The 12,709-nt window shown below is 42.0% G+C and carries 16 protein-coding genes; 13 read left to right on the top strand and 3 right to left on the bottom strand.

Annotated features, from left to right (window positions below):
- Positions 1–52 precede the first annotated feature (52 nt).
- Together purL and lpxH are read right to left on the bottom strand one after the other, a co-directional pair.
- On the bottom strand, positions 53–3,946 hold the full coding sequence (gene purL, locus HEMROJRC1_RS03990) for a phosphoribosylformylglycinamidine synthase (RefSeq protein ID WP_226691725.1): 3,894 nt from the start codon (positions 3,944–3,946) through the stop codon (positions 53–55).
- 214 nt (positions 3,947–4,160) lie between these two features.
- Entirely contained in the window at positions 4,161–4,871 is a 711-nt protein-coding gene (lpxH, locus tag HEMROJRC1_RS03985; RefSeq protein ID WP_226691724.1) for a UDP-2,3-diacylglucosamine diphosphatase, read from the bottom strand.
- An 86-nt stretch (positions 4,872–4,957) separates the two neighbouring features.
- On the opposite strand from lpxH, the gene HEMROJRC1_RS03980 reads away from it, so the two are divergent.
- Together HEMROJRC1_RS03980 and HEMROJRC1_RS03975 are read left to right on the top strand one after the other, a co-directional pair.
- Complete coding sequence (locus HEMROJRC1_RS03980) at positions 4,958–5,698, top strand: 1-acylglycerol-3-phosphate O-acyltransferase (protein WP_226691723.1); 741 nt, start codon at positions 4,958–4,960, stop codon at positions 5,696–5,698.
- On the top strand, positions 5,691–7,100 hold the full coding sequence (locus HEMROJRC1_RS03975) for a multicopper oxidase domain-containing protein (RefSeq protein ID WP_226691722.1): 1,410 nt from the start codon (positions 5,691–5,693) through the stop codon (positions 7,098–7,100). The genes HEMROJRC1_RS03980 and HEMROJRC1_RS03975 overlap by 8 nt, the downstream gene beginning before the upstream one ends.
- Before the next feature lie 68 nt (positions 7,101–7,168).
- Here the strand turns inward: HEMROJRC1_RS03975 and HEMROJRC1_RS03970 are convergent, their stop codons facing one another.
- Positions 7,169–7,390: a SlyX family protein gene (locus HEMROJRC1_RS03970; protein WP_226691721.1), complete on the bottom strand. Its 222-nt coding sequence runs from the start codon at positions 7,388–7,390 to the stop codon at positions 7,169–7,171.
- 91 nt (positions 7,391–7,481) lie between these two features.
- Here HEMROJRC1_RS03970 and HEMROJRC1_RS03965 point away from each other — a divergent pair, with 91 nt between their 5' ends.
- The 11 genes from HEMROJRC1_RS03965 to rplF all read left to right on the top strand — a co-directional run bounded on the left by HEMROJRC1_RS03965 (position 7,482) and on the right by rplF (position 12,708).
- Positions 7,482–8,207: an FKBP-type peptidyl-prolyl cis-trans isomerase gene (locus HEMROJRC1_RS03965; RefSeq protein WP_226691720.1), complete on the top strand. Its 726-nt coding sequence runs from the start codon at positions 7,482–7,484 to the stop codon at positions 8,205–8,207.
- 96 nt (positions 8,208–8,303) lie between these two features.
- Positions 8,304–8,966: a transcriptional regulator gene (locus HEMROJRC1_RS03960; protein WP_226691719.1), complete on the top strand. Its 663-nt coding sequence runs from the start codon at positions 8,304–8,306 to the stop codon at positions 8,964–8,966.
- On the top strand, positions 8,966–9,346 hold the full coding sequence (gene tusD, locus HEMROJRC1_RS03955) for a sulfurtransferase complex subunit TusD (protein ID WP_226691718.1): 381 nt from the start codon (positions 8,966–8,968) through the stop codon (positions 9,344–9,346). Before HEMROJRC1_RS03960 ends, tusD begins: the two co-directional genes overlap by 1 nt.
- On the top strand, positions 9,343–9,702 hold the full coding sequence (gene tusC / locus HEMROJRC1_RS03950) for a sulfurtransferase complex subunit TusC (RefSeq protein ID WP_226691717.1): 360 nt from the start codon (positions 9,343–9,345) through the stop codon (positions 9,700–9,702). The genes tusD and tusC overlap by 4 nt, the downstream gene beginning before the upstream one ends.
- 9 nt (positions 9,703–9,711) lie before the next feature.
- Positions 9,712–9,999, top strand: a complete 288-nt coding sequence (locus HEMROJRC1_RS03945) for a DsrH/TusB family sulfur relay protein (protein WP_226691716.1) — start codon at positions 9,712–9,714, stop codon at positions 9,997–9,999.
- A 161-nt stretch (positions 10,000–10,160) separates the two neighbouring features.
- Positions 10,161–10,532 (top strand): 50S ribosomal protein L14, encoded by a 372-nt coding sequence (gene rplN, locus HEMROJRC1_RS03940; RefSeq protein WP_005548786.1) that lies wholly within the window; start codon positions 10,161–10,163, stop codon positions 10,530–10,532.
- A 13-nt stretch (positions 10,533–10,545) separates the two neighbouring features.
- Entirely contained in the window at positions 10,546–10,857 is a 312-nt protein-coding gene (gene rplX, locus HEMROJRC1_RS03935; RefSeq protein WP_139990357.1) for a 50S ribosomal protein L24, read from the top strand.
- 17 nt (positions 10,858–10,874) lie between these two features.
- A complete protein-coding gene (gene rplE / locus HEMROJRC1_RS03930; RefSeq protein WP_018356926.1) occupies positions 10,875–11,414 on the top strand; it encodes a 50S ribosomal protein L5 in 540 nt (179 codons plus the stop codon).
- Positions 11,415–11,425: 11 nt separating this feature from the next.
- The gene (rpsN, locus tag HEMROJRC1_RS03925) at positions 11,426–11,731 is read left to right on the top strand and encodes a 30S ribosomal protein S14 (RefSeq protein ID WP_226691715.1); all 306 of its coding nucleotides are present in this window, start codon (positions 11,426–11,428) and stop codon (positions 11,729–11,731) included.
- Between the two features lie 35 nt (positions 11,732–11,766).
- On the top strand, positions 11,767–12,159 hold the full coding sequence (gene rpsH, locus HEMROJRC1_RS03920) for a 30S ribosomal protein S8 (protein WP_226691714.1): 393 nt from the start codon (positions 11,767–11,769) through the stop codon (positions 12,157–12,159).
- A gap of 15 nt (positions 12,160–12,174) precedes the next feature.
- Entirely contained in the window at positions 12,175–12,708 is a 534-nt protein-coding gene (rplF, locus tag HEMROJRC1_RS03915) for a 50S ribosomal protein L6 (protein ID WP_226691713.1), read from the top strand.
- The last annotated feature ends 1 nt before the right edge of the window (position 12,709 follow it).

The following is a 12,709-nucleotide window of genomic DNA, read 5'->3' as shown; positions in this document are numbered from 1 at the left end:
TTGGCTTTCCCTTTTTCAGTAAGTTGAATTTAACAATAAATAATATTTATCACTATTTTAATGCGACCCTCGCATTTCTAAACAACCGCATCCAAGCACCGTCTTCGCTCCAATCTTCCGGATACCAAGAATTGCTTACGGCTCGGAATACGCGTTCCGGGTGTGGCATCATAGCGGCGATGCGTCCGTCTGCGTTCGTGATTGCAGTAATACCTAAAACGGAACCATTTGGGTTTGCCGGATAGGTTTCGGTAACGTTCAAACGGCTATCGATGTATTGTGCCACAATCAGGTTTTGGGTTTGAAGTGCGGTTAAATTTTCCGGTGTTTTAAATTCTACTCTCCCTTCTCCGTGAGATACGGCAATCGGCATATGTGAACCTGCCATACCTTGGAACCATAAGGAGTCGGTGTCGTTGATTTTCACCATCGCCGCACGTGCCTCAAAACGTTCGGATTTGTTGCGAACGAAACGTGGCCAGTTTTCTGCACCGGGGATAATTTCGGCAAGGGTTGAGATAAATTGACAGCCGTTACACACGCCCAATGAAAGGGTGTTTTCATTGGCGAAGAATTGACTGAATTGATCGCGTAATTGTGGGTTGAACAAAATTGATTTTGCCCAACCGCCACCCGCACCGAGTACATCACCGTAAGAGAAGCCGCCACAAGCAACCATTGCGTTAAAGTCGTTTAAATGATAACGACCAGCCATTAAATCGCTCATATGAACATCGATCGCCGCAAAGCCGGCGCGGTCAAATGCCGCTGCCATTTCTACGTGGCTGTTTACCCCTTGTTCACGTAATACGGCGACTTTAGGTTTCACTCCTTTGGCGATGTAAGGGGCGGCAATATCTTCATTCGGATTGTAAGTTAAGAATGCGGATAAGCCTTTGTTTTCCTGATCTTTTTTCGTTTCAAATTCTTGATCGGCACATTCAGGGTTATCACGTAATCGTTGTATTTGGTGAGTGAGTTCTGCCCAAATACCACGTAATTCGGAGCGTTTTTCACTGAGTAATTTTTTGTTGCCGCGTGCGATTTCAATTCGATTATCGTTAGTGGCTGTGCCGATTTCGTGCGTGAGAGACAATAAATCGTGGTTTTTTAAGATTTCACGTACCGAACTTAGTTCGTTTTCCGCTACTTGGATTACAGCACCTAATTCCTCATTGAATAACACGGCAAGATCGTTATCACCCAGTGCCGAAATATCTACTTCCACACCACAGTTACCGGCAAACGCCATTTCTGCCAAGGTGGCAATTAAACCGCCGTCCGAGCGGTCGTGGTAAGCCAATAATTTACCTTCTGCGACAAGGGTTTGCATCGCATTGAAGAAATTTTTCAAGCTGTTTACATTCACGACATCGGCAGGTTTGTCACCGAGTTGTTTATAAACTTGAGCAAGTGCGGTCGCACCAAGGCGATTTTTTCCTTCGCCTAAATCAATTAATAATAAGCGGGATGTTCCTTTATCGGTGCGAAGTTGTGGAGTGATTGTTTTACGCACATCTTCTACACGGGCAAATGCACTGATAACTAAGGAAAGCGGAGCCGTTACGGTTTTCTTCTCGCCATTGTCAATCCAGCTGGTTTTCATCGACATCGAATCTTTACCCACCGGAATGGTAAGTCCAAGTGCAGGACAAAGTTCTTCGCCCACGGCTTTCACCGCTTCGTAAAGACCGGCATCTTCACCGCCGTGTCCTGCGGCGGACATCCAGTTTGCAGAAAGTTTGATACGTTTAATATCACCGATATTTGTCGCGGCAATGTTTGTGATGGATTCTGCGACAGCCAAACGAGCCGATGCGCCGAAATCAAGTAATGCGACCGGCGCACGTTCTCCCATTGCCATTGCTTCACCGTGATAGCTATCAAGGCTTGCGGTGGTTACCGCCACATCAGATACGGGAATTTGCCATGGGCCTACCATTTGATCGCGTGCCACCATACCGGTTACCGAACGGTCTCCGATAGTAATTAAGAAGGTTTTTTCAGCTACGACAGGTAAACGTAACACGCGGTGAAGGGCTTCTTTTAATTCAATGTCGTCTTGTAAAACAGGGGAATTTTTGACCGCACTTGATTGCACGTTGCGGGTCATTTTCGGCGTTTTACCGAGTAATACGTTCATAGGCAAATCAATCGGATCATTGCCAAAATGGCTATCATGCAAGGTTAAGTGTTTTTCTTCGGTCGCTTCACCGATTACTGCAAAGGGCGCACGTTCGCGTTCGCAAAGTGCGGTGAATAATTCAAGTTTTTCCGGTGCAACGGCGAGTACATAGCGTTCTTGCGATTCATTGCACCAAATTTCGAGCGGCGACATTCCTTTTTCATCGCAAAGGATAGAACGTAAATCGAATTTACCGCCACGTTCACCATCATGCACCAATTCCGGCATAGCATTGGATAAACCGCCGGCGCCCACATCGTGAATGAATAAAATCGGGTTGTCATCACCTAGTTGCCAACAGCGGTCGATCACTTCTTGGCAGCGGCGTTCCATTTCAGGGTTTTCACGTTGAACCGAGGCGAAATCTAAATCTTCTTTGGATTTGCCGCTGTCCATTGAAGAAGCGGCACCGCCACCTAAACCGATATTCATTGCCGGACCGCCTAATACGATCAGTTTCGCGCCGACAGGAATTTCACCTTTTTGCACGTGTTCGGCACGAATATTACCGATACCACCCGCCAACATAATCGGTTTGTGGTAGCCGCGAACTTCTTCACCGTTGAAACTGTTTACTTTCTCTTCGTAGGTGCGGAAATAACCGAGTAATGCCGGGCGACCGAATTCATTGTTGAAAGCCGCACCGCCGAGTGGGCCTTCGAGCATAATATCTAATGCCGAAGCAATTCGATTCGGTTTGGAAAGAGGATTTTCCCAAGGTTGTTCAAAGTTTGGAATCACTAAATTTGATACGGAAAAGCCGGTTAAGCCTGCTTTTGGTTTTGCGCCGCGACCGGTTGCGCCCTCATCACGAATTTCACCACCGGAACCTGTCGCCGCTCCCGGGAATGGAGAAATTGCAGTCGGATGGTTGTGGGTTTCGACTTTCATTAAAATGTGGGTATCTTCGTTGTGGTAACGATATTGCCCGTCTTGATCGGCAAAGAAGCGACCGACTTTTGAGCCTTCCATCACCGCCGCATTATCTTTATAGGCTGAAAGTACGAAATCGGGGGTTTTCTCAAAGGTATTTTTGATCATTTTGAACAGGGATTTATCTTGTTTTTCGCCGTCAATGACCCAGTCTGCATTAAAGATTTTGTGGCGACAGTGTTCGGAATTGGCTTGGGCGAACATATAAAGTTCAATATCGTTCGGATTGCGTCCAAGTGCGGTGAAATTTTCCACCAAATAATCCATTTCATCTTCTGCCAATGCGAGACCCAATTCAATATTCGCCGCTTCTAATGCTTTACGACCGCCGCCTAAAATATCCACCGTGGTGAAAGGTTTTGGCGCTTGATGGCGGAATAAAATTTCCGCCTCTTTTGCATCACGAATAACGGTTTCCATCATTCTGTCGTGTAAAAGTGCGGTTAATTTTTCTTGTGTTTTTTCATCTAACTTTTGGCTAAATTCGAAATAATACGCCAATCCCCGCTCAATGCGAGCCACTTCTTTTAAGCCGCAATTATGTGCGATGTCAGTCGCTTTTGACGACCAAGAGGAAATCGTACCGATACGCGGAATCACAATGAAAGTTTCACCTTTTGCTTCGTGTTCTGTGAGGGTCGGTCCATAGTGGAGTAAGGCTTTAAGTTTGCTTTCTTGTTCGGCGGAAAGTGGCGTATTGAGTTCCGCAAAATGCACGTATTCGGCATAGACGGATTGCACCGGCACATCATTTTGTCGGAACTTGTGCATTAAACCATTAATACGGAATTCAGAAAGGGCAGGAGAGCCACGAAAAATTTGAAACATAAAGATTTCCTTTGAGTTTGAATGGAAACGAAAATTGTGCGCCATTATAAAGGAAAACGCCAAAAACGAAAACGTTTGCGCTATGGTTTGGCGGAATAAATTTACTTGTCAAATTGATGAGTCGCTTTATCATAATAGATCTAAGTCATTAAAAAAGGTAAATGGAGCAATGTGCAATTGAAAAATTAACCATATTTTCAACCGCACTTTGAAATCACTTCAGAAAGTAACACTCACCATTTTCTTCCGCAACCAATATAGAGGCATAATCGGTTCGCCAATCACCAAGTACAATGCGTTTTTTGTTTTCATATTGGTGAATCGCTTCACGGTGAGTATGTCCGTGAATCAAAAGCGGGGCGTGAAATTGCCGCATAGTATCTAATGTGAAGGGGAGATTGATATCCATTATTTCACTTGATTTACTCATTTTGTCCCGCTTGCTTTTAGCTCGAATTTTCTCGGCGATTTTTAACCGCACTTTTAATGGTAAATGCAAGAAAATCCATTGACGCCATTTTTGATGCACTTTTTGACGAAACCGTTGGTATTTTACATCGTCCGTGCAGAGGGTATCACCGTGGCAAAGTAGGGTTGACGTTCCATAAAGATCGATTAATTGGTAATCCGGAAGTAGTGTGATGCCGGTTTCTTGGGCGAAACGTTTACCGATCAAAAAATCTCGATTGCCGTGAATAAAATAGCAAAGCACGCCTTTTTTTGTGATGTTTTTTATCGCGAGTTTTACTTTTTCGATTAATCTTGATTGCTCATCGTCACCAATCCAAAAATCAAATAAATCACCAAGAATATAAACACGCTCAGCATTTGGTGCGAGATTTTGCATAAAATCCAAGAAAAGTGCGGTTAATTCCGGCTGTGTTTCACTGAGGTGAAGATCTGAAATGAAATAGGTTTTTTTCATAAAATTTCCGTAATTTTTTGCCTAGGTTAGCACAAAATTCCCTCTTATTTGCTATACTTCGGCGAAATTTTATTATAGGTATTGATATGTTAAAACTGGCTAGAATTATCATCGTAACGATTTGCTGTATTCTCATTTGTGTGCTTGGCACAATTTATTCTTTTATTCGCTTTAAAAATCCGAGCAATGTAGGGGTGATGGCACGCTGGTTCGGGCGTTTGTATCCGCTTTTCGGATTGCAGGTGGAACATCGTTTTCCGGAAAATAAAGAAAATCTTGGACGTGCGATTTATATCGGCAATCACCAAAATAATTACGATATGGTGACGATTTCTTATATGGTGTTGCCACGCACGGTGAGCGTGGGCAAAAAAAGCCTAATTTGGATACCTTTCTTCGGGATTTTATATTGGGTCACGGGTAATATTTTTCTTGATCGTGAGAATCGTTCTAAAGCACACGGTACGATGACACAGTTAGCAGAACGTATCAATAAAGATAACCTTTCTATTTGGATGTTTCCGGAAGGAACACGCAGTCGCGGGCGCGGTTTATTGCCTTTTAAAACCGGTGCGTTTTATGCCGCAGTGGCAGCGGGTGTGCCTATTATTCCGGTGGTATGTTCAACAACCCATAATAAAATCAATTTAAACCGTTGGGATAACGGTAAAGTCATTTGTGAAATGATGCAGCCCATTGATACAAGCGACTACACGAAAGAAACGGTACGTGACTTAGCGGCGTATTGCCATGATTTGATGGAAAAACGCATTGCGGAGTTAGACGCGGAAATAGCAAAAACTTCTAAGGAAAGCCGAAATGCCTAAACTTTCCCGCCGTCAATTATTAAAAACAACGGTAATTTCGACCGCACTTGCGGCTGTGCCTATACCTTTAATGGCAGCTTCTCGCCCTCAGTTGGTTATACCGCCTTTAATAGAGGCACGCCGTGGTCGCCCGATTATTTTGACGATGGAAGAGATGGGTTATAAGTTGGATGGTCAGCATCAAGTGAGCGTTTGGGGCTTTAACGGTAATTATTTAGGCCCGACAATCAAGATAAAATCAGGTAGTTTTGCAAAATTGAATTATCACAATAAGTTACCTCAGCATGTTTCGCTTTCCATTCAAGGTTTACAGGCTTCCGGTGAATTATTCGGCGGTGCGGCACGCATACTGAAAAAGGGCGAATCTTGGGCTCCGATTGTACCGATTGACCAACCTGCGGCAACTTGTTGGTATCGTTCTGCAACATTGGCAAATTCCGCTTATCAAACTTATCGTGGATTAGTGGGAATGTGGTTAATTGACGATGAACAAAGCCTAAAATCATCTCTCCCTCGAAAATACGGTGTAGATGATATTCCGTTAATTCTGCAAGATATGGAATTGAATGGCGATGGTTTGCAATTATTCAAACAAAATCAACCGCACTTTGTCGGCAACCGATTGTTAGTGAATGGGGTGGAAGCCCCTTATTTGGATGTGCCCCGCGGCTGGGTGCGTTTGCGTTTGGTAAATGCCTCTTTAGCGCGAGCTTATGATTTGCGTTTGGATAACGATCAAGACATAACCGTTATAGCCAAAGATTTAGGCTTTCTTCCACAAGGCAAGGTTGTGAAATCTTTTGTATTGGCTCCGGGAGAACGTACGGAAATTTTGATTGATTTAAGTGAAGGTGATGGCACTTCGCTCATTGCCGGACATAAACGCGGTGTCTTCGATAAAATTAAAAGTGTTTTCTCTTCCTCTGCTGAATTGGCGGATAACACCGTGCTTGAATTGCGCCCTCAAGGGGCACTTTCCGTATTTACGCAAAAAATGAATATACAGTTTGATACCGATGCGGTTTCTATGCTAAAAGCACATATAGTGCAAGAGCGAGAATTTGTGTTGGATGTCACCAACGGGCTGATTAATCAAAAACGTTTTGATCCGCGTCGAGTGGACGTTGTAGCAAGACAAGGGACGGTAGAACGCTGGACTTTGAGTGCTTCTTTACCCGTTGGTTTTAGTATTCAAGGTGCAAAGTTTATTGTTGAAAGCGATGAAAACGGCGCATCAAAAGAAAGTGAATTGGCGTGGAAAGATACGGTGTGGGTGCGAGGTAAAACGCAAATTCTAGTGCGCTTTGACCAACTTTCTTCGAATACCTACCCATTCATTTTCGGCTCATCCAATTTAATGTTAGCGGATATGGGCTGTATTGGTGTCATGATCGTGCAGTAAAGTGCGGTTGATTTTTACAAATATTTGAGGCGGGGGAAGAACCGAAAATTCCCCTTGTTGTTAATTTATTAGTAATGCGGTGGCGGTGTTTCTTCCGCTTGACTTGCAATATTTGAAGGTTGAATGTCTTTTAATTTACTTGCGATGTAACGTAATTGCATTTGCATCTTATCCATATCAAATTGTTGTTGAACTAATGTTTGGTTCAATTCCTCTAAAAGTTGTTCTTGGAATGTGACTTTTGTTTCAAGTTCGGCAATGCGATTTTCTAACACTTGTTGAATTTGCATAATTTTTCTCTAAATTTTAAAAAAAAGTTGAGAATAGGTTAAATCCGATTTAATCTATCCGGCGTGTCTCTATTATAAAGGATTAATAAAAATGTTAAAAATTCAAAAATTATCATTCGTTGCGTTTATGGTAAGTGCGGTTATTTCCGGTAGTGTTTTGGCTGATGAGAAAACGGATAAAAAATTTAATGACGATGTTTCTTATGCGTTGGCGGCTTATTCGATCACACAAGCAAAATTAATGGCGGAACAAGGCGAGGTTAAATTAAACGAAACGCAAGTCAATAAAGCGGTTTCGGATGTATTAAGCGGTAAATTAAATGAAGAAAAAATCGGTGAGTTAGCGAAGACTTTAGAGCAGTTTGAACAGAAAATGATTGCGCGTGAGCAGGCAAAAATGAAAGAAATTGCTCAAAAAGCGCAAGATGAAGGCGATAAATATCGTGCGGATTTTGTGAAAAAAGAAGGTGTAAAAACAACACAATCAGGCTTGTTATATCGTGTTGTTGAAGCCGGGAAAGGTGAAGTTATTAAACCTACGGATACGGTGAAAGTACATTACACAGGTAAGTTACCGAACGGCAAAGTGTTTGATAGTTCTGTTGAACGTGGGCAACCTGCGGAATTTCGTTTGGATCAAGTGGTAAAAGGATGGACGGAAGGCCTTCAATTAGTGAAAAAAGGCGGCAAAATCGAATTAGTACTTCCGCCGGAGTTAGCCTATGGTAAACAAGGTGCCGGTGCTTCCATTCCGCCAAATTCTACCCTTTATTTTGAAGTTGAAGTGTTAGATGTAAATCCTAAAGTAAAAAATTAATCTATTTGATAAAAGCACAGGCTTTGGTTTGTGCTTTATTATTTTTTCTTTGGCACAAAAGTGCGGTTATTTTTAGCATAGATTTGGAACCTATTCATGTTATATGATAAGCATATTTTCACGGATGAAGATCGCACGATTCTGAATTCTTACAAAGCCGTGGTCGATGGGGTTAGTGCGCTCATTGGCGGGCATTGTGAAATCGTTTTGCATTCCCTCGAAGATATTGAACATTCGGCGATTTGTATTGCAAACGGTCATAATACCAATCGTCAAGTAGGTTCACCCATTACCGATTTAGCTTTGCGTTCATTGCGCAATATGCAAAGTGAAAGCGTCTCTAAACCTTATTTTACTCGGGCGAAAGGCAATGTGCTGATGAAATCGGTGACTATCGCCATTCGCAATAAAAATCAGAGAATGATTGGGTTGCTTTGTATCAACATAAATTTAGATGCGCCGGTTTCTCAATTTATTCAAGCCTTTATGCCTGTTGTGGAGAGTGATGAAACTTCTTCGGTTAATTTTGCGAGTTCCGTTGAGGAATTGGTCTCTCAAACGATTGAAAAAACCATTGAAGAAATTAATGTAGATCGCACGTTGGCAAATAATAATAAAAATCGCCAAATTGTGACTTCATTATATGAAAAGGGCATTTTTGATATTAAAGATGCGATCAATTTGGTGGCGGAACGTTTGAATATTTCTCGCCATACCGTTTATCTCTATATTCGTCAAATTAAACAAGATCAAGAATAATGAACTATGTTCTTGCAGTGAAAAGTCCGGTTTATGGTAAGCAAGGTGCTTATCTTGCTTATCAATTTGCGGAAGCCCTAATTAAAAAAGGACATACCGTCACACAGATTTTTTTCTTTCAGGAGGGGGGGAGCAACGGTAATGCCTTTGTTTACCCAGCCAATGATGAAGTAAATTTAATGCAATCTTGGCAGGTGTTTTCTCAGAAGTATGGCGTACCCTTACATCTGTGTGTGGCAGCCTCACAACGTCGTGGCGTGGTGGATGCAGCAACGGCAAAACAAGCGGCGCATTTTAATTTGGCTAAAGGTTTTATTATTTCAGGATTGGGTGAGTTTATTGCGGCAACATTAAAAGCAGATAGGGTGATAACATTATGAAGATCGCTTTTTTATTTCATTCTGCACCGCATGGCTCATCCGTTTCACGAGAAGGGCTTGATGCTTTGCTTGCGGCAACGGCTTTTTGTGATGAACAAGATATCGGTGTCTTTTTTATTAATGATGGCGTTTTTAATTTACTAAAGGGGCAGCAGCCGGCGCTTTTGCTACAAAAAGATTTTATTCGTACATTCAAGTTGCTGGATTTGTATGAAATTGAGCAACGCTTTATTTGCCAAGATTCTCTTGAGAAATCAGGCATAGCGGAAGAGAATTTGATTATATCCGCAGAAAAAATTGACCGCACTTCGTTGATGATGAAGTTGAATCAAGCGGAAAAATTGCTGACATTTTAAGGAATAGATATGCTCTACTGCTTTTCTAAAGCCGTTTACAACAATGATGAACTGGCCGATTATTTTTCACATATCACTGAAAAGGATGCCGTTGTGCTTTGGCAAGATGGGGTACTATTGGCGATAAAATCACCTCAATATTTTGAAAATTGTAAAGGATATTGCTTTGCTTTGGAACAAGATATTTTGGCAAGAAATTTAACCGCACTTTTACCCAAAGGAAACCAAATTAGATTAATTTCTTTATCTCATTTTGTGGATATTACCGAGCAATATTTTCCACAAATCGCCTTATAAACCAATGCTTTCTCCTATTATTTTTCTTTTCGTCTTTTGTGTACATAAATCTTATTGATTTACCTAGTGCTTTGTGCTATATTCCGCAACCTCTTGCATCTGTATGATGTAAGCAGGTTCGTCCCGAAAGGGTGTTTTTTTAAACTTAACGGAGCACTAATATGATCCAAGAACAGACTATGCTGGATGTTGCTGATAATTCAGGCGCTCGCAGCGTAATGTGTATCAAGGTTCTAGGTGGATCGCACCGTCGTTATGCTGCAATTGGCGACATCATCAAAATTACCGTAAAAGAAGCAATTCCACGTGGTAAAGTGAAAAAAGGTGATGTGTTAAAAGCAGTGGTTGTGCGCACCAAGAAGGGTGTTCGTCGCCCAGATGGATCAGTCATTCGCTTCGATGGTAATGCTTGTGTAATTTTAAACAATAACACCGAGCAACCTATCGGTACTCGTATTTTTGGACCTGTGACTCGTGAACTTCGTTCTGAGAAGTTTATGAAGATCATTTCTTTGGCACCAGAAGTACTGTAAGGAGAAGTGAGAAATGGCTGCAAAAATTCGTCAAAACGATGAAGTAATCGTGCTTGCTGGTAAAGACAAAGGCAAGCGTGGCAAGGTAACTAAAGTGTTACCAAATGGTAAGGTGTTTGTTGAAGGTATCAACATTATTACTAAACACGAAAAACCGGTTCCTGCATTGGGTAAAGCCGGCGGTTTAGTGAAAAAAGAAGCGGCGATTGACGCTTCAAATGTTGCGATTTTCAATCCGAAAACAAACAAAGCTGACCGTGTAGGTTTTAGATTCGAAGACGGCAAAAAAGTGCGTTTCTTCAAATCTAACAATGAAATTATCTAACAAACTGGAGTAATGCGATGGCGAAACTGCATGATTACTACAGAGATCAAGTAGTAAACGAATTAAAAAATAAATTCGGCTACAAATCTGTCATGCAAGTCCCACGAATCGAAAAGATTACCCTGAATATGGGGGTGGGTGAAGCATTGACCGACAAGAAATTGCTAGACAACGCAGTAGCGGATTTAACGGCAATTAGCGGTCAAAAACCTTTAGTAACTAAAGCTCGTAAATCTGTTGCTGGCTTTAAGATCCGTCAGGGGTATCCGATCGGTTGTAAAGTAACACTACGCGGTGAGCGTATGTGGGAGTTCTTTGAACGTTTAATTACAATTGCTGTTCCACGTATTCGTGACTTCCGCGGTTTAAGTGCGAAATCATTTGATGGTCGTGGTAACTACAGCATGGGTGTGCGTGAGCAAATCATCTTCCCTGAAATCGATTACGATAAAGTAGATCGTGTGCGTGGTTTAGATATCACTATCACAACTACTGCTAAGAATGATGAAGAAGGTCAAGCACTACTTGCTGCCTTTAATTTCCCATTCCGTAAATAAGGCAGGTTATAATGGCTAAACAATCAATGAAAGCACGCGATGTAAAACGCGTTAAATTGGCTGAAAAATTCTATGCGAAACGTGTCGCGTTGAAAAACATCATTTCTGATGTAAATGCCTCTGACGAAGAACGTTGGAATGCAGTGTTAAAGTTACAAACTTTACCACGTGATTCCAGTCCGTCTCGTCAACGTAACCGTTGCCGCCAAACAGGACGCCCTCACGGTGTTCTTCGTAAGTTCGGTTTAAGCCGTATTAAGGTTCGTGAAGCTGCAATGCGCGGTGAGATCCCAGGCCTTAAAAAAGCTAGCTGGTAATAACCACTTTATTTTGGAATCGGAGAGAAAGTACAATGAGTATGCAAGATCCAATCGCAGATATGCTGACCCGTATTCGTAACGGTCAAGCTGCGAACAAAGTTGCGATCAGTATGCCTTCATCCAAGCTAAAAGTGGCAATTGCCAATGTATTAGCTGAAGAAGGTTATGTTGAAAGCGTTAAAGTTTTAGAAGGCGTAAAACCTGAATTGGAAATTGTTTTAAAATATTTCCAAGGTAAGCCGGTTGTAGAAAGCATCCAACGCGTAAGCCGTCCTGGTCTTCGTATTTATAAACGTAAAGACGAGTTACCGAAAGTAATGGGTGGATTAGGTGTTGCTGTCGTTTCTACATCTAAAGGTGTAATGACTGACCGCAAAGCCCGTCAAGAGGGTTTAGGCGGTGAGATCATCTGTTATGTAGCTTAGTAGAGAGGTAGGAAGATGTCTCGTGTTGCAAAAGCACCTGTTAGTATTCCTGCCGGAGTTGATGTTAAACTCGACGGACAGTTATTAACAGTAAAAGGTAAAAATGGCGAGTTATCTCGCACAATTCATAATTCAGTTGAAGTTAAACATGATAATGGTCAACTAACTTTCTCTCCTCGTGAAGGTTTTGTTGAGGCTAATGCTCAATCAGGTACTGCTCGTGCATTGGTTAATTCAATGGTTATCGGTGTTACAGAAGGCTTCACTAAGAAATTACTATTAGTTGGTGTAGGTTATAGAGTACAGCTTAAAGGCAATGTTGTTGCATTAAGTCTAGGTTATTCTCACCCGGTAGAACACACTTTACCGGCAGGTATTACTGCTGAGTGTCCTTCTCAAACCGAAATCGTGTTGAAGGGTGCTGATAAGCAGTTGATCGGTCAAGTTGCAGCAGATATTCGTGCTTATCGCCGTCCTGAACCTTATAAAGGTAAAGGTGTACGTTACGCTGATGAAGTTGTGCGTATGAAAGAGGCTAAGAAGAAATAAT

Source organism: Rodentibacter sp. JRC1, from assembly GCF_020521555.1.
In the GTDB taxonomy this organism is placed as follows: domain Bacteria; phylum Pseudomonadota; class Gammaproteobacteria; order Enterobacterales; family Pasteurellaceae; genus Rodentibacter; species Rodentibacter abscessus.
Note: the sequence above shows the minus strand (reverse complement) of the source record. Positions and strands in the feature narration are given on the sequence as shown.